The 19,556-nt window shown below is 66.2% G+C and carries 19 protein-coding genes, 1 other RNA gene and 1 pseudogene; 4 read left to right on the top strand and 17 right to left on the bottom strand.

All coding sequences use genetic code 11. The features are described 5' to 3' along the window. Positions 1-89 precede the first annotated feature (89 nt). The 11 genes from pdeM to ACD584_RS12175 all read right to left on the bottom strand — a co-directional run bounded on the left by pdeM (position 90) and on the right by ACD584_RS12175 (position 11,657). Complete coding sequence (gene pdeM, locus ACD584_RS12225; protein WP_076036122.1) at positions 90-734, bottom strand: ligase-associated DNA damage response endonuclease PdeM; 645 nt, start codon at positions 732-734, stop codon at positions 90-92. After that, positions 724-3,216 (bottom strand): ligase-associated DNA damage response DEXH box helicase, encoded by a 2,493-nt coding sequence (locus tag ACD584_RS12220; RefSeq protein ID WP_076036121.1) that lies wholly within the window; start codon positions 3,214-3,216, stop codon positions 724-726. Before ACD584_RS12220 ends, pdeM begins: the two co-directional genes overlap by 11 nt. Then, entirely contained in the window at positions 3,213-4,817 is a 1,605-nt protein-coding gene (locus tag ACD584_RS12215) for an ATP-dependent DNA ligase (RefSeq protein WP_076036120.1), read from the bottom strand. The genes ACD584_RS12220 and ACD584_RS12215 overlap by 4 nt, the downstream gene beginning before the upstream one ends. Next, positions 4,814-5,047 carry a hypothetical protein gene (locus tag ACD584_RS12210; RefSeq protein ID WP_076036119.1) on the bottom strand — a complete coding sequence of 78 codons (234 nt, stop codon included), beginning with the start codon at positions 5,045-5,047 and terminating at the stop codon, positions 4,814-4,816. The genes ACD584_RS12215 and ACD584_RS12210 overlap by 4 nt, the downstream gene beginning before the upstream one ends. After that, the gene (locus ACD584_RS12205) at positions 5,044-6,054 is read right to left on the bottom strand and encodes a ligase-associated DNA damage response exonuclease (protein ID WP_076036118.1); all 1,011 of its coding nucleotides are present in this window, start codon (positions 6,052-6,054) and stop codon (positions 5,044-5,046) included. The genes ACD584_RS12210 and ACD584_RS12205 overlap by 4 nt, the downstream gene beginning before the upstream one ends. 503 nt (positions 6,055-6,557) lie before the next feature. Continuing rightward, a complete protein-coding gene (locus ACD584_RS12200) occupies positions 6,558-6,923 on the bottom strand; it encodes a hypothetical protein (RefSeq protein WP_116923844.1) in 366 nt (121 codons plus the stop codon). Beyond that, positions 6,920-7,480 carry a polymer-forming cytoskeletal protein gene (locus ACD584_RS12195; protein ID WP_076036117.1) on the bottom strand — a complete coding sequence of 187 codons (561 nt, stop codon included), beginning with the start codon at positions 7,478-7,480 and terminating at the stop codon, positions 6,920-6,922. Before ACD584_RS12195 ends, ACD584_RS12200 begins: the two co-directional genes overlap by 4 nt. Positions 7,481-7,549: 69 nt before the next feature. Beyond that, on the bottom strand, positions 7,550-9,286 hold the full coding sequence (locus tag ACD584_RS12190) for a diguanylate cyclase (protein WP_070692595.1): 1,737 nt from the start codon (positions 9,284-9,286) through the stop codon (positions 7,550-7,552). Between the two features lie 143 nt (positions 9,287-9,429). Further along, positions 9,430-9,765, bottom strand: a complete 336-nt coding sequence (locus ACD584_RS12185) for a hypothetical protein (RefSeq protein ID WP_011036488.1) — start codon at positions 9,763-9,765, stop codon at positions 9,430-9,432. 251 nt (positions 9,766-10,016) lie between these two features. Further along, positions 10,017-10,358 (bottom strand): hypothetical protein, encoded by a 342-nt coding sequence (locus ACD584_RS12180; protein ID WP_011036489.1) that lies wholly within the window; start codon positions 10,356-10,358, stop codon positions 10,017-10,019. Positions 10,359-10,481: 123 nt separating this feature from the next. Then, complete coding sequence (locus tag ACD584_RS12175; RefSeq protein WP_012438862.1) at positions 10,482-11,657, bottom strand: thiolase family protein; 1,176 nt, start codon at positions 11,655-11,657, stop codon at positions 10,482-10,484. A gap of 156 nt (positions 11,658-11,813) precedes the next feature. Here ACD584_RS12175 and ACD584_RS12170 point away from each other — a divergent pair, with 156 nt between their 5' ends. After that, positions 11,814-14,678, top strand: a complete 2,865-nt coding sequence (locus tag ACD584_RS12170; protein ID WP_372357289.1) for a S8 family serine peptidase — start codon at positions 11,814-11,816, stop codon at positions 14,676-14,678. Positions 14,679-14,779: 101 nt separating this feature from the next. Here ACD584_RS12170 and ACD584_RS12165 read toward each other — a convergent pair whose 3' ends face one another. The 3 genes and pseudogenes from ACD584_RS12165 to ACD584_RS12155 all read right to left on the bottom strand — a co-directional run bounded on the left by ACD584_RS12165 (position 14,780) and on the right by ACD584_RS12155 (position 16,840). Further along, positions 14,780-15,880 carry a Glu/Leu/Phe/Val dehydrogenase dimerization domain-containing protein gene (locus ACD584_RS12165; RefSeq protein WP_011036492.1) on the bottom strand — a complete coding sequence of 367 codons (1,101 nt, stop codon included), beginning with the start codon at positions 15,878-15,880 and terminating at the stop codon, positions 14,780-14,782. Between the two features lie 157 nt (positions 15,881-16,037). After that, positions 16,038-16,187: pseudogene (locus ACD584_RS12160) on the bottom strand (2OG-Fe(II) oxygenase); the annotation flags it as partial. A gap of 125 nt (positions 16,188-16,312) precedes the next feature. After that, the gene (locus tag ACD584_RS12155; protein ID WP_029629006.1) at positions 16,313-16,840 is read right to left on the bottom strand and encodes a M48 family metallopeptidase; all 528 of its coding nucleotides are present in this window, start codon (positions 16,838-16,840) and stop codon (positions 16,313-16,315) included. Between the two features lie 199 nt (positions 16,841-17,039). Between ACD584_RS12155 and ACD584_RS12150 the strand changes: the two genes are divergently transcribed. Next, a complete protein-coding gene (locus ACD584_RS12150) occupies positions 17,040-17,213 on the top strand; it encodes a DUF1328 domain-containing protein (RefSeq protein ID WP_003489471.1) in 174 nt (57 codons plus the stop codon). Between the two features lie 164 nt (positions 17,214-17,377). Here the strand turns inward: ACD584_RS12150 and ACD584_RS12145 are convergent, their stop codons facing one another. Continuing rightward, complete coding sequence (locus ACD584_RS12145) at positions 17,378-17,641, bottom strand: DUF2789 domain-containing protein (RefSeq protein WP_011036496.1); 264 nt, start codon at positions 17,639-17,641, stop codon at positions 17,378-17,380. Positions 17,642-17,770: 129 nt separating this feature from the next. Between ACD584_RS12145 and ACD584_RS12140 the strand changes: the two genes are divergently transcribed. Continuing rightward, positions 17,771-18,037 carry a DksA/TraR family C4-type zinc finger protein gene (locus tag ACD584_RS12140; protein WP_057672947.1) on the top strand — a complete coding sequence of 89 codons (267 nt, stop codon included), beginning with the start codon at positions 17,771-17,773 and terminating at the stop codon, positions 18,035-18,037. 13 nt (positions 18,038-18,050) lie between these two features. On the opposite strand, the gene ACD584_RS12135 is transcribed toward ACD584_RS12140, so the two are convergent. Continuing rightward, positions 18,051-18,644 (bottom strand): mechanosensitive ion channel domain-containing protein, encoded by a 594-nt coding sequence (locus ACD584_RS12135; protein WP_042599338.1) that lies wholly within the window; start codon positions 18,642-18,644, stop codon positions 18,051-18,053. Positions 18,645-18,775: 131 nt separating this feature from the next. Here ACD584_RS12135 and ACD584_RS12130 point away from each other — a divergent pair. Next, positions 18,776-18,850: non-coding RNA, sX9 sRNA (locus ACD584_RS12130), on the top strand. A gap of 155 nt (positions 18,851-19,005) precedes the next feature. On the opposite strand, the gene ACD584_RS12125 is transcribed toward ACD584_RS12130, so the two are convergent. Further along, positions 19,006-19,263, bottom strand: coding sequence for a hypothetical protein (locus tag ACD584_RS12125; protein ID WP_076036114.1), 258 nt, complete (start codon positions 19,261-19,263; stop codon positions 19,006-19,008). Between the last annotated feature and the right edge of the window lie 293 nt (positions 19,264-19,556).

The raw sequence follows: 19,556 nt of genomic DNA, 5'->3' as shown, positions 1-19,556 counted from the left end.
AGCGGCAGTCGCTGTGCGGTTGGCTTCACTGATGAAGTGAAGTTGGTGCGCCGCACGCGCACCGTTGCATCAACGCGGTGCGCGCGTTGTCACCGCACCGGCAGCGCCATCGCATCGCCTTCGACGCAGGCAACCAGGCGCTCGCCTTCGACCAGGGTCGGCACGATGCCGGCAGTGAAGTGCGAGAACGCAGGCAGGATGGTCACGCCGTCGCGCAACCAGAATGCCGGCCAGCGGCGCGACAGGCCCGGCAGCGCGGCCAGCGGGTGCAGGTGGCCGCACAGCACGTGGCGGCTGGGGTGCGGGAGCGGGTCATGGCGCAGCAGGAACGGGCCATCTTCCACCTGTTCGCCGGCCGCTTCGATGTGCAGATCGGCGCCTGCCAAGGCGCGGTCGTGATTGCCGCGGATTGCAATCACCTGCAGGGCGCAATGGCGCTCGCGCCAGGCGCTCCAGCGGCGGTGCCAGGCCGCGCGCGGTGCCGGCCCATGCAGCAGGTCGCCGAGAATCCAGAGCGCGTCCACCGGGCGCGATGCCAGCAACGCGTCCAGCCGCTCCAGATCGTGCTCGGTGCCGCCCGCAGGCAAGCCGATGCCGGCACGCCGGAACACATCGGCCTTGCCCAGATGCAGATCGGCGATCAGCAATGCGCGCCGCGCGGGCCGATACAGCGCACGCTCGCCGAGCAGTTCCACCGGCTCGCCTGCCAGGGTGAGATGCACGCTATCGGCCATGCTTGCGTTCCAGTTGCGCGGCTGCACGCAGCACGCGCGCTTTCCAGTCTTCGGTGCTGAGTTGCCCGCGCACGCGCTCGGCCCATAGCGGGAACGACAGCGGCGTCAGGCTGCGCGGCGTGCACAGGCGCAAGACGCGCGCTGCGCAGTCTTCCAGCGCGTGGGCCAGGCGCGCGAATTCCAGCTGGCCTTCGAAGACTTCGCGCTCGGCCTGGGCCAGCAGCAGGTGGTCCGGGTCGAAGCGCTGCAGCACGTCGTACAACAGGCCACTGGAGGCCTGCAGCTGGCGCAGGCTGCGCGGCGCACGCCCAGGCAGCGATGGCGAGAGCAGCCCGGCGACGCGCGCAATCTCACGAAACTGCCGGCGTGCCAGCTCGCCCAGATTGAGGCTGTCGCGCAGATCCTCGAACAGCCGTGCCGGCGACAGCAATTCCTGCAGCAGTGCGGCATCCACCGGCACATCCTGCGCCGGCGACAGCACAAACCCGTAATCGTTGGCTGCAAAGCTGAAGGTGTTGCGCTGCCGCCGGCCCCAGCGCGCAGCCAGCAATGCGGCCAGACCTTCGTTGACCTGGCGGCCTGCGAACGGGTACACGAACAGGTGGCGGCCATCGCGCGCCTTGATGGTTTCCACCAGCAGATGGCCGGGGCCGGGCAGTGCGGACAGGCTGGACTGCAAGTGCAGCAACGGTGCCAGCGTCTGCATTTCCGGCGCGTCGCCGGGATCGGCGAACACCGCCTCCACCTCGCGCCCCAACGCCGAGGACAACGGCATCCTCCCGCCCATCCACTTGGGCACTACGCCGCTGCCGCCCTTGGCGATGCGCACGTAGGCGGTCATGTCTTCCAGCCGCACCAGTTCCAGCAAGCGCCCGGCGAACTGGAAGCGGTCGCCGCGCTTGAGGCGACCGACGAACTGTTCTTCCACCGCGCCCAGCCGGCCGCCGCGCAGGAACTGCACGCGCACGCTGCCATCGCTGGTGATGGTGCCGATCGACAGGCGATGCCGCAGCGCCACGCGCCGGTCGGTGACGCGGTAGATGCCGGCGTCGTCGCGCACCACCTTGTGGAAATCGGGGTAATGCGCGAGCGCGCTGCCGCCTTGCACGATGAAGTCGAGCACGGCCTGCCAGGTGGCCTCATCGAGTGCGGCGAAGGCATCGGTGCCGCGGACTTCGCGCAGCAACGCATCGGCCTGGAAACCGCCGCCCAGTGCCAGGGTCACGCAATGCTGGGCCAGCACGTCCAATGAGAGCCGCGGTGGCGGGCGTGCCTCGATCTGCCCCTGTGCAATCGCGCGCCGCGCAGCCGCATATTCCAGCAATTCCAGCGCATGCGAGGGCACGCACACCACATGGCCAGATTCGCCCGGGCGGTGCCGTGCACGGCCGGCGCGTTGCAGCAGGCGTGCGATGCCCTTGGGGCTGCCGACTTGCAGCACCTGGTCCACCGCCGGAAAGTCCACGCCCAGGTCCAGGCTGGAGGTGGCCACCACGCAGCGCAGGCTGCCGTCGCGCAAGCCGTGTTCGGCCGCGGTGCGCAGCGCCGGATCCAGCGAGCCATGGTGCAGCGCCAGTGTGGCCGCATCCTCCGGCCAGACTGCGCTCAGCGCCTGGTGCCAGAGTTCGGCCTGCGCGCGCGTGTTGGTGAACACCAGGCTGGTGCGTTGTTCCATCAGTTTGTGCAGCACGCGCGCCAGTTGCGCCAGACCGAGATGGCCGGCCCAGGGAAAGCGCTCGCCGGTCTCGGGCAGCAGCGTTTCCAGGGTCATGGCGCGTGGCTTGACCCCCGACACCAAGGCCGCGTCCGGTTGATGCGGCAGCAGCACATCGCGTGCCTGCGCCAGGTTGCCCAGCGTGGCCGACAACCCCCAGATGCGCAGCGCCGGTGACCAACCGCGCAGGCGCGCCAGGCACAGTTGCAACAGCACGCCGCGCTTGTTGCCAAGCAGCTCGTGCCACTCGTCGACGATCACGCAGCGTAGCGCTGCCAACTGCGGCGCGGTATCCGGATACGACAGCAGCAAGGCCAGCGATTCGGGCGTGGTGACCAGGACATCGAGCTTGCCGCTGCGGGCCAGGCGTTTGTCGCGCGCACTGGCGTCGCCGGTGCGCAGGCCTACCTGCCAATCCAGGCCCAAGGCCTCCACCGGTTCGCGCAGGGCACGCGCGGTATCGGCGGCGAGCGCGCGCAGCGGGGTAATCCACAGCACCTGCAGGCTGCGCTGCGGCTGCCGCCGGCCACGTGCAACCGCCGTGGCCGGCGGCGTGCGTCCGCGTGCGGCCAGCGCTTCCAGCAGCGGGCCGCCAAATGCCGCCAGGGTCTTGCCGCTGCCGGTTGGGGTGTGCAGCAGGCCGGATTCGCCATCCAGATAGCGCTTCCAGACATCGCGTTGAAACGGCAACGGCGCCCAGCCGCGCTGCGCAAACCAGGCCCGCCATTGCTGCAACGGCGTGCCGCGCTGTGGCTGTGCCGGGCTCACCGCGCCAGTGCCTGAAGGCTGCTCAGGTGGTCGGCCTCGGCGAAGGGTTTGTCGTGGCGCCAGCGCAGGATGCGCGGGAAGCGCACCGCAATGCCGGACTTGTGCCGCGTGCTGCGATTCACGCCTTCAAAGCCCAGTTCGAACACATGGTGCGGCGTGACCGCGCGCACCGGCCCGAAGCGCTCGGTGGTGTTGGCGCGGATCCAGCGGTCCAGTTGCAGGATCTCGGTATCGTCCAGCCCCGAATATGCTTTGGCGATGGGCACCAGCGTGCCGCCGTGCCAGAGCCCGAAGGTGTAGTCGGTGTAGAGCGTGCTGCGCCGGCCATGGCCGGCCTGTGCGTACAGCAGCACCGCATCGATGGTCAGTGGGTCGATCTTCCACTTCCACCAGTCGCCACGGCGGCGGCCGGATTGGTAGGGCGAACGCGCGCGCTTGAGCATCAGCCCTTCAACGCCGCGCGCACGTGCATCCAGCCGCACCTGCGCGGCGGCCTGCCAATCGGTGGGTTGCACCAGCGGCGAGGCGATAATGCGTGGGTCGGCGAGGGTGGCGAGCACGCGCTCCAGTAGTGCGCGGCGTGCGTGCAGCGGGCGCTCGCGCAGGTCTTCGCCGTCCAGTTCGAGCAAGTCGTAAGCGACCACGCGCGCTGGCGCCGCCGCCAGCGTCTTGGGCCCGGGCTTGAGCCGCTGGATACGCGTCTGCAGCGCGGTGAACGGCATCGGCAACGGTTGCTCGGGTTGCCAGGCCAGCAGCTCGCCGTCGATCACGGTGCCGTCTGGCAAGCCCATGGCGGCCTGTTCGATCTCTGGAAAGCGGCCATCCAGGCGTTCTTCGCCACGCGACCACAGCGCCGCTTCACCAGCACGACGCAACAGCTGCAGTCGGATGCCATCCCACTTCCATTCCAGCAGCCAGTCGTCGATTGCGCCAAGGCTTTCGACATCGGCCTCCAGCGGCGACGCCAGAAAAAACGGATAGGGCTGCTGGCGGTCGCCGGGCAGCTCCTCATGCGTGAGCAGGTCGGCCACATACGTGGCATGCGGGCGCCAGCTGCCGAGCATGCGCTGGGCAATGCGTGCGATATCCACGCCCGACAGTTCGGCCAGGGCCTGCTGCACCAACCGTTGCGACACACCCACACGCAATGCGCCGGTCAGCAACTTGTTGAAGACCAGGCGTTCGTCGAAGGCCAGCGTGCGCCACGCCTGCACGATGCAGTGCTTGCGCACCGCCACGTCTTGATTGGCGATCGGCAGCAGGCGCTGTTCGATCCACTCGGCCAGTGACACATCCACCGCCTCGCTGGCTGGATCATCCAGCAGCAATGCCAGTGTTTCGGCCAGATCGCCTACATGATCGTAGCTGTCGGCTACCAGCCAGTCGGCGATCCCGGCGGCCTCGGCGATCCACTCGCGCAACTCGCCGCTGGCGGCGATGCGCATGCGCGCACTGGCCACCTTGCCACCCGCGAGCAGATACAGCGCCCAGGCCGCATCCAGCGGCGGCGCTGCGCGGAAATACGCCACCAAGGCGGCGCGCTTGTCGAGCGTGCCGGTGCTGCGGTCCAGAGTGCGGTACAACGCCGCAAACCGTTTCACGGCGCTGCATCCGCGCTGGCCAGCAGCGGTGTCGCGCGCAGACGCAAGGCAGCGCGGGTGAATGCACTCAACGTGCGTGGGCGCCGTTGCGGGCGGGGTGGCCCCAGCGTGGCGGCGGGGGTGGCGCGATGCACACAAAAGGCCAGCGCATGCCGGCGAAACGCCAGTGCGCCACTCAGCCGGATCCGCGGCCGCGCGCGAACATAGCGGCTTGCAGGCAACGGATTCATTCCTCGGCTCCAAAGTCGGTGCGGAAGGCTTCGGCGGCTACGCCGTGCTCGCGCAGGTGCTGGATCAACGCATCGGTGTTGCCATGTGTGGCGATGACCCGGCGCGCGCCGGTGTCGGCGATGGTGCGCAGCAGGTCGGGCCAGTCGGCATGATCGGACACCACAAAGCCACGGTCGTAATTACGACGGCGCCGGTTGCCGCGGATGCGCATCCAGCCCGAGGCAAAGCCCTGCTGTGCATGCCGGAAGCGGCGAATCCACGGGCTGCCGGCCGCCGATGGCGGGGCCAGCACCAATTGCCCGGCGTAGTCGGCGCCGCGTGCGTGTTCGCTCACCGGTTGCGTCTCCAGCATGGCGATGCCGGCGTGCCGGTACACATCCACGCCGGCGGCGATTGCGCCATGCAACAGCGCTGGCTGCGTGTCCCAGGCGCGTAACTCAGCAAGCACGCGCTGCGCCTTGCCCAGCGCATAGCAATACAGGATCGCCGCCTCGCCGCGCGCGGCGCACTCATGGCGCCAGGCCACGATATCGGCCGCCACCTGCGCGGTGTCCGGCCAGCGGTACACGGGCAGCCCGAAGGTTGCCTCGGTGATGAAGGTGTCGCACGGCACCACTTCGAACGGCGCGCAGGTGGGGTCGTGTTGGCGCTTGTAGTCGCCGGAGGCCACCCACACCTGGCCATCGACTTCGATGCGCACCTGCGCCGAGCCCAGCACATGACCGGCCGGATGCAAGGACACTCGCGCGCGTCCCAGGGTGAAGGCCTCGCCATTGGCATGCGGGTGATAGACCTGCTCGCCCAGCCGCCATTGCAGGATCGGCAGGCTTTCGCGCGTGCAGTGGTACTCGCCCATGCCGCCGCGTGCGTGGTCGCCATGACCATGCGTGATCACCGCGCGCGGCACCGGCCGCCATGGATCGATATGGAAATCGCCTTGTGGGCAGTACAGCCCTTCGGGCCCAAGCACCACCAGATCGCCGCGTGTGTCATTGCCGTTGTGCATGCGGCAACTCTGGCCAAGCCGATGTGCAGATCCTGAGAATGGCGGCGGTGCGTGCGAGATGCTGCCTGTGTTGCGCAGATGCGGCCTGCGCGGCGGTGTCAGGCGTCTGGGTGTGGAGGGCAGCGATGGGGAGCACAGAACCCCGCGCGGTGGAGGGATTGCTGGTCGCCAGTGGGCGACGATGCAGCCGCGTCACGAAGCTGCGCGTGGCGACTGCACCGCGAGCACGCACGCATTCGGCAGGTGTTGCAACAAGGCGCCGGTACCGCCAGCGCGATCCAGGTGCACGAGGGACAGGATCAACCATTTCTTGCGCGATGGGCTAGCAAAGGAGCTGCGCCGTCTCGGTAGCAGCCGACCTGGTCCTGCGCGTGTTCGACCCTGACCATGGTCGTTGTGTCCGGACTGATCGCCGGAAACCGCAACAGGCTGATGCAACTGCCGACCCAGGAGGCGCACGGCACCGACTGCGGGCCACGCCGCACCGCCATTACGCAGCGCAGCTAATGCCGCGTACGACGCCCCTGAGTACGCACCGCCGTGGCCTCCACCGCCAGGGTGAAGCCGCGTTCCTCACCGCCCTGCATGGCGCCCACGTCCACCACCTGGCGGCGGATTTCCTCGCCCTTGCCGTTGCGCACCACCACCACCACCGTGTATTCCCAGGCATCGCCATCGGCGGGGTGGCGAATCGTGCCGTCGACCTTGAGCGGCACGATCGGCGCCGGCTGGGTGTGCTGCGCCGCCGCCGAATCGAAGCGCAGATGGTGCCGGCAGGCAGGGCAGACGACCGCGCTTTCCAGGATCGTCGCCTTGCAATGCGGGCAGCTGCGCGTGGCGCCGGGCGTGCCCGGGCGGGGTGCACTCATGTGGCGTCGCTGTCTCCGGCCGCAACCACCGGTTTGGCCGGCGGCTTGCTGCCGGTGTCCTCGCCCCAGCCAAAGTCGGCCTGGCCACGCATGCGCGCCCCGGAGGCGACAGTGAGGCTACCGGCCTTGACGTCGCCGACCAGCACGCCGGAGGCCTGCAACTCCACCTGCGCAGCCGATTCGATATTGCCTTCCAGTTCCCCGGCAATGATCACCTTGTTGGCGCGCACGCCGCCGTTGAGCTTGGCGCCACGTTCGATGGTGAGATCGCCCTTGACGTTGACGTCGCCCTTGAACCGGCCGGCCAGGCGCACGTGTCCGGCACCTTCGATCTTGCCTTCGATGCTGATGTCGGCGGCGATCAGGGATTCCTTGGCCTCACTCTGCCGGGTTGGCGCCGGCGTCGCCGCCACCGGCGGAGTTGGCGTCACCGCCGCTGCAGCGGCCGGGGCGGGGGTGGGTTCGGCATTGAACAAGCGGCCGTCGGCCGGCGGAACCTCGGGCGCTGCGGGAACGCCGTCTTTCTTGTTGGGACCTTGATCGCGCCACATCGACATCGGGACTGCCTCGCTTGGATGGGTCACGCCGACTATCGCTGCGCTAGAGCATCTTTTGTGTGACGAATCTCAAACAATCGCGCCGTTTGTGCCACCCGGTTCGGCATTCACCGCCACCACGCCGTGCCGTTCCACCCGGTTGCGGCCCTGGCGCTTGGCCACGTACAACGCCGCATCGGCCTTCTGGATCAAGGCCGATCCCAGCTCGCCATCGGCCGGGAAGCTGGCCACGCCGATCGACGCGGTGACCCGTGGCAGCGCGCGCTGGCCGTCGCTGACCGCCAGCGCAGCGATGTGACCGCGGATCTGTTCGGCCACGCGCATCGCTTCCTCGCCGTCGGTTTCCGGCAGGATCACGGTGAATTCCTCGCCCCCGTAGCGGCAGGCCACGTCCTCGGCGCGCAGGCGGGTGAGCAGCAATTCACCCACTGCGGCCAGCAACAGATCGCCGCCGGCATGGCCCTGGCCGTCGTTGAACTGCTTGAAGTGGTCCACATCCAGCATCAGTACCGACAGCGGCAGATCGCGGCGTGCGCAGCGCGCCAGTTCGTGGCTGAGCGCTTCTTCCAGATAACGGCGGTTGTACAACCCCGTCAGCGCATCGCGGATGGACTGCCGGCGCAGCGATTCGCGCAGACGCAGATTGCTCAAGGCCAGCGACAACTGCTCGGCAGCCGCTTCGGCGATCTCCAGGCGGGGCATCGGCGCCGGGCCGGGCGCGGACAGGAACAGAAAACCCAGCTGCGTGCCCTGTGCCGACATCGGCAGGCAGGCGGTGGTGATTGCCACGCTCGCATCGGGCAGGTCGATGTGCGCGCACGGCGCATCGCGCGCCAGGTCTTCGATCAGGTGCGGCTGGCCGCGGCGCAGTGCCCAGCACTCTTCGGGCAGCAGGTGCGAGGCGCTGTGCACCAACGGCGTGCCCCAATGGCTGATCACCTCGGCGCGGTCCTGCGAGGCGCGCAGCAGATACACGCTGCCGGCAATGCCGGGCAGCAAATGCGCGAGCGTGCGGCTGGTGACATCCAGTGCTTCTTCGGCACTGACGCAACTCTGCAGCAGGCCGGTGTAGCGGCTGAGCAAATTGAGATCGGCCGCGCTGCGCTGCAGGGCGCCGATGCTCTCGCCCAGTTCCTGGTTGGCACGTGCGGCATGCCGCTCGGCCTGCGCGCGATGCCGCAGTTCGCGCATCAGCAGGCCGTACACCGTGCCGACCACGGCCAGCCCTAACGGGATGCCGGCCAGCGCCAGGATCAGCAACAACAACGCACTTTGGCGGCTGCTTTCCGCACGCAATGCCAGCAGCTCCTGCTCGCGCTGCACCATGGTCAGTGCCTGTTCGCGGATGGCGCTGGTGGTGCGAAACGCGGTCTGGCGAATGCTGGTACGCGCCGGCTCCAGGCCGCTGTCGGCGTAGACGTCGAGCACGTGCTGAATCTGTTTGAGCCGCGTGTCGACCAGATGATGCAGTTGATCCAGATGCGCCACCTGCGAAGGGTTGTCGGCGATCTTGCGGCGCAAGTTGCCGATCAGGATCGGCAGCCGCTCCACGCTGGTCTGATAGTCCAGCAGGTACGCGTCATTGCCGGTGAGCAGGTAACCGCGCTCGGCCGATTCGGCATCGAGCACGCGCGCCTGGATCTCATCGACGCGGCCAATGACTTCATGCGTATGCGAGACGAGCGCGGCATCGGCGAGGGAGCGGCGCGCACCCACGAAGATGCCGATCCCGATCGCGATAAAGATGAGCGCAGAGAAGGCCAGCGCCAGCTGATTGCGGCGCCGCGAGGTAAAGGAAGAAGGCATCCGCAGATCCTAGCGTGCCAGGCTCGACAACACGAGCCGGCTGCTTGTCCGGGGCTGCATGCACCGGGCAGATATTACCGGTGCATGCAGGAGTTGCGAAGCGCGTCGCTACTTGCGTGCGCGCTCAGGCGTTGCGGTTGCACTCAATGCTGCGCGTCGTGCTCGGCATTCTTTTCGGCCGCATTCTGTTCGGCCTTGTTGGCCATCTCGCGGGTCTTGTCCGCAGTGGCATCGGCGGCGTTGGCGGTAGCGCGGCTGGCGTCGGCGGCCAGGTCGCGTGCGGCGACGCGTGCATCGGCAGTGGCTTCCTTGGCCTGCACGGCAGCGCGGTCGGCGGCTTGCTCGGTCGCGGCGGCGGCGTGCTTTGCGGCAGAAGCGGCATCGCGGCGTGCCTGTTCGGCATCCGGGCCCTGGCAGGCGGCGAGGGTGACCACAGCAACAGCAACGGCGCTCAGCGACAGCATGCGGATCTTGTTCATGGGTGGGTCCTGTTCCGGTTCCGATTGGAAAGCGGAGCTTATGCAGACCCGGATGCAGCCGGTGTCAATGCCGCGTGGCCGCATTCAGCTGCGCGAACAGAAGCGGTAGAGCCGCAGTGCGGTTATGCGCGCATAGATACGCGTTGGGCAGTACGCGCGGACGTGAGGTAGGCAACACTCAACACCCAGGCAAAGAAAAAGCCGCTGGAAACCAGCGGCTTTCTCCGAACGCGCTTGGAGCTAAGAAGTGATTACTTCTTGGCTTCTTCAGCGGTGTCCTTAGCAGCTTCGGCGGTGTCTTCAGCCGTCTTGGCAGCGTCAGCAGCCTGGTCAGCAGCAGCGTCGGTGGCGGCGCCGGAAGCAGCCTGGGCAGCGTCAGCAGCGGTGTCAGCCGAAGCAGCGGCGGTGTTGGCAGCAGCCTGAGCGGCGTCAGCCGACTGCGAGCCCGAGGCAGCAGCCTGGTCAGCAGCAGTCTGAGCGTCGGTTGCAGCTTCGTTAGCCGAAGCAGCAGCGTCCTGAGCCTGTTCCGGCTTCGAGCAAGCGGTCAGGGCCAGGCCCAGAGCCATTGCGATCAGCAGCTTGTTGATGGTCATTGTTTCAATCCTCGTCGATTAGATTAGGCAACGCGCTATTGCGCGCCCCCGACATGATGACGGCCCGAAGACTAGTGTCAAGCGCGCGCGCATTCAGCTTTGCAAATTCGCTGTTAATGCCAATCAAATCAATTCGATAGCAATGGCAGTTGCTTCACCGCCGCCGATGCACAGCGTCGCGATTCCGCGCTTGCCGCCGCGGCTGCGCAACGCATTCACCAATGTCACCACCAAGCGCGCACCGGATGCGCCAATCGGGTGGCCGAGCGCGCAGGCACCGCCGTGCACGTTGACCTTCTCGTGTGCAATTCCCAATTCCTTGATCGGTGTCATCGCCACCACGGCGAACGCTTCATTGATTTCAAACAGGTCCACGTCGTCCAGCGTCCAGCCGATCTTGCCGACCAGCGACTGTATCGCGGCCACCGGCGCGGTGGTGAACCATTCCGGTGCCTGCGAATGGGTGACATGGCCCACGATGCGCGCCAGCGGCGTGATACCGCGGCGCTGCGCCTCATCGGCCGCCATCAGCACGGTGATTGCGGCGCCATCGGAAATGCTCGACGAGCTGGCGGCGGTGACGGTGCCATCCTTTTTGAAAGCGGCCTTCAAGGTGGGGATCTTGGCCACGTCGGATTTGCCGGGCTGCTCGTCGCTGTCCACGACGATCTCGCCTTTGCGGGTGGCGACTTTCACCGGCACGATTTCATCGGCAAATGCGCCGTTGCGTTGCGCAGCCTGCGCACGTTCCACCGAGGCGATGGCATAGGCATCCTGATCGGCGCGCGAGAAGCCGAACTTCTCTGCAGTGGCTTCGCCGAACACGCCCATCGCCTGGCCATCGTAGGGATTGGTCAGGCCGTCCCACGCCATGTGGTCCACCGCCTGAAAATTGCCGTAGCGGTTGCCGGTACGCGAGTTCGGCAGCAGGTGCGGTGCGTTGCTCATCGACTCCATGCCGCCGGCCACCACGATGCTGGCCGAGCCGGCCTTGATCAGGTCGTGGCCGAACATGATTGCCTTCATGCCCGAACCGCACACCTTGTTGATGGTGGTGGCGCCAGTCGAGGTCGGGATGCCGGCCGCAATGGCGGCCTGGCGCGCCGGCGCCTGGCCCAGGTTGGCGGGCAATACGCAGCCGACGATCACTTCGGAGACATCGGCCGCGGCAACGCCCGACTGCGCCAGCGCGCCTTCAATGGCGGCGGCAGCAAGCGTGGGGGCGGGGACGCCATTGAACTGGCCAAGGAACGATCCGATGGCAGTGCGTTTTGCAGCAACGATGACGATGTCGGACATGAGTGGATACCGTTTAAAGTGAAACGATTATCTGCCTCGTGGCCGATTCGCGCCAGCGCGCACCGCGCTGGAGTGGTGGCTTCACGTGACGTATAAAAGCGATATTCGGGCCCGGGGTTGGGCCCGATCCATGGATTGGTTTGGGGAAAACTCAAGATGAAGAAGACAGACGTCGCCAGGACTGTCCTGGCCTCGGCGCTGGCCGTGGCATTGACCGCGTGTGGCGGTGGTGGGGGTGGGGGCGGTATTCGTCCGAGCACGCCGACTGCACCGCCACCGACCTCGCCACCACCTCCGCCACCGCCCACCTCACCGCCGCCGCCCCCTACAACCGCCCCTACGCCGCCGCCCCCCACGACCGTACCGACCCCGCAGCCCGCGTTCGATGCGCACCTGGCGCTGACCAATACGCCTGCCGCGCAGGCGCTCGGCTTCACCGGCGCCGGTTACCGCATCGGCGTGGTCGACAGCGGCATCAACGGCAATCATCCCGCGTTGCAGGGGCGGTTATCCGACAGCTTCATCTATGTCGATCCGCGCGAAAACAATATCGCGGTGGGTGACGTGCTAGGACACGGCACGGTAGTAGCTGAGTTGGCGGCTGGAGGCGCGGTGGGGCAATGGCCGGGCGGAATTGCGCCCGGTGCGACGCTGGTCTCGGCGCGCATCATTGCCGACAAGGCGCCTACGGATGACGGCAGCGGGCAGGGCAATGAGATCGACGGGCCGCTTGGATTGGAGGCCGTGCATGCGGACCTGATCCGCGCAGGCACGCGCATCATGAATAACTCATGGGGCGGGCTGTACTGGACCGACCCCAACGTGACCAACCCGGTCGCACAGGAATACCGTGCGTTCGTGATCGGCAACGATGGTTTGGTGGTATTCGCCTCCGGCAATGAATCGCGCACCGAGCCATCCGATACTGCTGCATTGCCCAGCCAGCCCGGCCCCAATGGCACGCGGCCGGCTGCCGATCTAGAGCGCGGCTGGCTAGTCGTTGGTGCAGTGGATACCGCCAATCCGACCCAGCTGGCGTCGTATTCGAATGCCTGCGGTGTAACGATGCGGTATTGCCTGGTGGCACCGGGCACGTCGGTGTATGTCGGCCCCGACAGTACCGCCGGTAACCTGAGCTACTTCTATGGCAGCGGCACTTCGTTTGCCGTGCCATTGGTGTCCGGCGCCGCCGCGCTGGTGTGGCAGGCGTACCCGTATTTCAACAACGACCTGGTGCGCCAGACCTTGTTGGGCACGGCGACCGACCTCGGCGCCGCAGGCGTCGATCCAACGTTCGGATATGGCCTGCTCAACGTGGGCAAGGCGGTGCTGGGGCCGGCGCGTTTCGACTGGGGCACGGTGGATGTCGAGGTCATGACCTTACGTTCGACCTGGGCCAACGACATCAGTGGCAACGGTGGGTTGACCAAGCGCGGTAGCGGCACGTTGGTGTTGAGCAGCACCGCCAATACCTTTATTGGCGACACCCAGGTGCTGGGCGGTACCTTGCAGACCGCCAGTCTGCAAAGTGCGCGCGTCGGCGTGGCCAGCGGCGCCAGCTTGATTGGCAGTGGCCGGATCGCCGGAACCCTCAACAATGCAGGCACCGTGCAGGTCAACGGCGCAACGCTGGCGGTCGCGGGTAATTACATCCAGGACAGCACCGGCCGTTTGGCCTTGAACGTGGGCGACCGCTTGAACGTCACCGGCACGGCGAGCATCGCGGGCGAGCTGCAATTGCTGGGGCGCCGCGATTACGTGGTCGACAACGCCACTTACACCTTGTTGCAGGCAGCCGGTGGCTTGCAGGGCACGTTCGGGACGGTTACGCGCGGCCCGGCGGTGACCTTTCTCGATGCAAGCCTGACCTACGACAGCAACAATGCGTACCTGGCGCTGCGCGGTCTGACAGCCACTGCCGTTGCCAGCACGCTCGGCTTGTCCGGCACGACGGCAATGGACTCTGCCGTGCGCGTTGAACAGGCATTTCAGCAAGTGGACGTGCAGCTGTTGCAGGGCAGCGGCGCGATCAGTAGCGGGTTTGTCCAGGCTGCGGCCGCGCTGCAGCAGTCGCCAACCGGTGAGACGGCTGCGGATTCGCTGCGCAGCCTGTCCGGCCGCGCGCATGCCGAATCGGCGGCGATGACCTTCGACACGATTGATCTGAGTCGACGCGCGCTGGCCACGCATTTTGATGGCGTCTCGCAACAACCGCGCCTGCTTGGTGTCTGGCAGCGTGCACTGGGCGGGCCGGGCGAGGGTGGTGCGACCAGCAATGGCTTCGCCACCTCGGGCTGGATGATGGGCAACGATCTGCGCATGGCATCCGGTGCGGTGGCCGGGTTTGCCTTCGGCGAAACGCGCTCCAACAGCCTGGGCGATCTGGATGGCGCGCGTGGGCGCGACCGCCAGGTGCATGCCCAACTGTATTGGGGCACCACGCGCGTGCCGGGGTATGCGCTGGGCCAGATGGGCTTTGGCAATGTGCGTCGGCAGATCGAGCGCAGCCTGCAGTTTGGCCTGGACCGCAGTGCCGCCTTTAGCGATTACAGCGGCAGCTATCTCAGCGGCAACCTGGAAACCGGCTATCGCTTCGGTGAAGTCGCTGCTTCACTGACGCCGTACCTGGGCGTGGACTACGTGCGCCTGGCCAGCGAAGGCTTCCGCGAACAGGGGGGGGGAGGGTTCGGTCTGCGTGCCGCTGCCAGCACCTCTGCGCGGACGCAGCTGTTGGCTGGTTTGCGTTCGGCGTACCGCTGGCGCGGCCTGCAGCTGGGCGGTTATGCCGAGTGGCAGCAAGCGCTCAGCAGCGAGGGCCTGAGCCTGGATGCCAGCTTCATCGGCGTGGATGCGTGGGCGCCGTTGCGCGGCATGCAGCCGGCGCGGTCTGGCGGGCTGCTCGGGGTTGCGGCGTCCGCGCCGCTCGGTGAGCGCGGCGCGCTGCGTTTCGGCTACGACCAGCGGGTGGGCGAGCGTGGCGACGACCGCGCGTTGAGCCTGAAGTACAGCGCCGATTTCTGATCGGTGTGCATGACGCCCGGGTGCAATGCCCGGGCGTCACGTGTGCGGTGGGGATTGCGTCATCGCACCAGTCGTCAACCGCGGCCCGCCCGTTTGCGCGCTTACTCGCCGCGCAACTTGTGCAGGAAGCGCGGTGCGGTGCGGCCCAGCGGCAGCTTGAGCTTGCTGATCGCTTCGATCCGCGTTTCGGCAATCTGGTCGGCCGCCTGCTGCGGCGGGATGCCGAGCTGGGTGGACAGGTCGAACACCTTTTCCAGGTTGTGGTAGATGCTGCGGATCAGGCGCATCGCACGTTCGCGGTTGTAGCCGTCGATCTCCAGCGACACATTCATGACGCCGCCGGCATTTACCACATAGTCGGGCGCATACAGAATGCCGCGCTTGTGCAGCTCTTCGCCGATCGCTGCGCTGGACAACTGATTGTTGGCCGTGCCGCAGATGATCTTGGCCTTGAGCCGCGGCAGCGTGTCTTCGTTGATGGCACCTTCGAGTGCGCAGGGCGCAAACACATCGGCGGGCACTTCATGAATCTCTTCGGGGCGCACGGCCTCGGCGCCGTATTCGGACACTGCGCGATCCACCAGCGCCGGATTGAGATCGGCCACATAGAGCTTGGCGCCGCGTTCCTTGAGCAACTTCACCAGTTCCATGCCGATATGGCCCAGGCCCTGGATCGCGATGCTGGCCTTGCCCACTTCTTCATGGCCGAGCTTGCGATTGAGCGAGGCCATCAGCGCCTGCAGCGCGCCGTAGGCGGTGAACGGAGCGGGATCGCCGGAGCCGCGATGCACCTGATGCACGCCGGTGACGTACTCGCTCTCCAGGTAGATCTGCTCCATGTCGTTGACATCGGTACCCACATCCTCGGAGGTGATGTAGCGGCCTCCCAGGGTGTCGACAAAGCGGCCAAAGGCGCGGAATAGCGCCTCGCTCTTGTCGGTCTTCGGGTCGCCGATGATCACGGCCTTGCCACCACCAACGTTGAGGCCGGCCAGCGCATTCTTGTAGGTCATGGTGCGGCTGAGCCGCAGTGCGTCGTTGAGCGCGGCTTCGCTGTTGGCATACGGCCGCATGCGCACCCCACCCAGTGCCGGCCCCAGACGGGTGCTGTGCAACGCGATGATGGCCTTGAGGCCGGCGTCGCGGTTGTGACAGAAAATCACCTGCTCATGGCCGGTGGTATCGAGGGTTTCGAAAAGCATCGAAGGCTCCGCGGGGCTGCGTGATGTGCCTTCCCTGACGCCCGGCCTGCAGCCGGCGCAATGGGAAACAAAAAACGCGACGTCTCCAGACCCTGTCCGATCACGTCGCGCCGCAACATTTTAAACCACGCTGGCCGGTGTATGTGTATGAACGTGTTCACCAATCCCGGTAGCGGCGCTCCCGAAACCACAGCGTACCCAGCCATTTGCTGCCCGCATCCACCGGCAGACCCGCGTGCAACGAATCCGGATCAGGCGTGCCGTCGGCCAGCAGATTGTCGAAGCACACCACCGCACCTGCGCGTGGTATCGCAAATCCGCACCACCGGCCTGAAGGTACTGAACTAGACGCGGATCGTGCTGAGCCGGTGCCACGTTGGGAAGCAGGCGGGAGCGGCAGCGGGACGATCAGGGTTCCGGCCAAGCTTGCAATCAGTCGCGCGGGCTCAGCGCGAGCTGGGTCAGATACAGGCGCAGGTCGAATTCGAGCTGGTGGTAATCCGGGGCCATGTGGTGGCACAGCTGGTAGAAGGCCTTGTCGTGCTCGGGCTCTTTGAGGTGCGCCAGTTCGTGCGCCACGATCATCTGCAGGAAGGGCGCGGGTGCGTCGCGGAAGATCGCGGCGATGCGGATCTCGCGGCTGGCTTTCAGGCGGCTGCCATGCACGCGCGAGATGGCGGTGTGCGTGCCAAGCGCATGCTTCACTACCTGCAAATGATTGTCGTAGATGGCTTTGTGCAGCGTGGGCGAGGAGCGCATGTAGCGCTCCTTCATTTCTTTGACGTAGTCGTACAACTGCCGGTCGGTGCGCACGGTGTGGCGCTCGGGATAGCGCTGCGCCAGGACGGCGCCGAGCTTGTCCTGCGCAATCAATGCGCGCACCTGCTCCAGCACTGCAGGTGGGTAACCGGTGAGATAGCGAAGCGTGTCCATGTGATCCAAACGTTGCCCAGGCCGCATGATCGCCGATGCGCGTTGTGTCTGCGAGCGATGTGAAGAGGCGTTCGCGCAGCTAAACGGCCGGGCAACTGTGTCGTCGTGTGTCACGCGTATTCACGAGTGCGGCACAGGGTGGTGGGTAGCGTGCACGGCATGTTTTCCGGCACTGCGCCGCTGAAAGCACTCGACTGACGCAACGGCTTTGCCGATAGGAGACATCATGATCAAGTGGGCCATTATTTTCGCCATCATCGGCCTGATTGCCGGTGCATTGGGCTTCGGTGGCATGGCAGGTGCGGCGATGGGAATCGCCAAGTTCCTGTTCTGGGCCGGCATCATCATCGCCATCGTGCTGTTCGTGCTGGGCATGACGATCGCCAAAAAGGTGACCTGATTGCCATCGCCTGCAATAGCGCTTTCGAGCGCTGCTAGCAGGCGCTAGAGATACAAAAGGAGCGGCAATGCCGCTCCTTTTGTTTGTGCGTGCTGCTTTGTGCGCCTTGCAAGCCATCGCCAGGCAAGTGCACAAACGAGCTCTAGCTTTAGTGGAGCCGTACTTCAGCCTGCCGATACGCCGGTGTCTTCTGCTTCGGTATGCAGGGCGATATTAAGCTGGTCGATGGTGACGATCCAGTCGGCATCGTCGATGCGCTCTTCGCGCAGCAGCTGCGCCTGGGCCGGTGTCCAGAACGGCGCTTCTTCCAGTCGTACATCGCCCGGGAGTGGCGAATGTTCGGCGATGAAACGGCGAATGCTGGCTTCGTCGGAGGGCAGGCCGAGCTGTGCAAACAGTTCGGAGAACGGGTGGACGGGTTGTTCCATGGCGGGGTTCCTGTGGGCGGCGAATCGGTGAATGCTAGAGCACCCGGTTTGAGGGCACTGTGCAGAGCCGGCTTGGATTTTGCGCCGTGCGTGCCCATTTCAGAAACAGACCAACAAGGTGATGCAGACATGGCGACCGGATGGGCGGGTGATGGGGCGGTGCAGGACCAGATCGATGCCACGGTGGACGAGGCGATCCAGCGGGCGCGCAGCCAGCTGCATCAGGGCCCGAGCCTGACGCACTGCGAAGACTGTGATGCGCGTATTCCCGAGGCGCGGCGCAACGCTGTGCCGGGTGTGCATCTGTGCGTTACCTGCCAGGAGGCGCAGGACCATGCGCAAGCCGCGCAAGGCGGCTACAACCGGCGCGGCAGCAAGGACAGCCAGCTGCGCTGACGGGTGCCGCTATTTAAGGCGAATGAAACCCGCTGGTCTCGCGCCAGCGCCGCGTGGTGCGCTGAAAGAACAGGCTGTTGGGCACCTGCAGCACGCTGCCAGCGTGGTCGCCGGTTTCTTCCAGCGTGGTGTAGATCACATTGATGTCGATGACGCGGCCCTTGAGGCCCGGCTTGTCACCGCCTTCGAGCAGTTCAATGTGGTCGTGCAGCCGGAACGGCCGCGTGGTGATGATGAGGAACGTGCAGAAGATGTTGGACAGCACGCTCCACGCAGCGAAGAACGCAACCGCACCCACCGCTGCGAATCCGGTGAACGCCGTCCACAACGTGCCGGCGGAGACGCCAATCACGTGCAGCACCATCAACAGCGCGCTCACCGAAATGATGAAGCCGCCCGCCCGCCGAATACCGATCATCATTTCGGCCGGCACGCTGTAGCGCGTGCACAGGCGTTTGAGCAGTTGGCGCAATAGCAGCCGGATCAGGCCTGCGACGGCGAGGATCACGACGATCTTGACGGCGGGCACTGCGACATCCAGCCACTGCGGGTTCCAGTGCGGCAACAGACTACGGATCATCGCGGGAAGGGGGTCTGGTGCAGCCATCAGCTCAAGCGGATACGTGGGGGCGCCTAGTGTAACGGGCTACTCCCTGCGCAATGGGTGCGTGGGCTAAGAGCAGCTATCAAAACTACTGCGCAGCCGCCAGGCGGGCGCGGCCGGTGCTCGGAATCCTCATGTACCCACGTACATTCCGGTTCCTCCGCGCCGTCCGCACCCACCTGACGACTGCTCGCTACGTTTTGTCAGCCGCTCTAAATGCGCGCTCATCTGCGTGTGCTGCGTGGTGCAGTGATCCATGGTCAAACGCGTGAAGCGCTGCGGTCGTGGGCCTGGGATGGCCTCTGCAACCGCTGTCATGCGGCAGGAGTGCCCTTCGTTATGTGTGTCGGGTCTTGGCAGTGCATTACCGTCGCTGTAGATGCATCGCCTGATATTCCCGGAGATCGAACACGGCCTGCCAACTGTCGCGCAGGGTGCGCACGGCGCCCCAGTGACTGGGCGACGGCACGTGCACACAGCGTGGTGTCGCAGCGCTGCTTGCGGGCAGCACGCAGGCTTCCACGCGCTGTGGGCTGAGCGATAGGCGTAAGGCGGTCGTGGGCAGCGGGCCAGGGCAGTGGGTCAGGCACAGGCTCAGCAGCAAGCCAACGATGAGGGTCATGCGGATCTCCGATAACGCCAGGGCGGGGCTGCCCAGACAGCGGCGCGGCGCTGTGCAATCGAAGCCTTCGATGCGCCCTGCGCCAGAAAGGTTTAGAACTCCGGTAGAAAAATGGCTGCGCCGGGCGTAGAGCGGCGAACCAACGTAGTGAGCAATCGCCAGGCGGGTGGGGGCGGTGCGGAGGAACTGGCGTGTACGGGGAGAGATGCCGATTTCGGGCGTCTGCCGCGCTTGTCTGGCGATTGCGCAGTCGCGTTGATGCCTGCGCTTAAACCTTTTTGCTGCCCGCTGCA

It is taken from the genome of Xanthomonas sp. NCPPB 2922, assembly GCF_041520885.1.
In the GTDB taxonomy this organism is placed as follows: domain Bacteria; phylum Pseudomonadota; class Gammaproteobacteria; order Xanthomonadales; family Xanthomonadaceae; genus Xanthomonas; species Xanthomonas campestris.
This window is presented reverse-complemented; position numbering and strand designations above follow the sequence as displayed.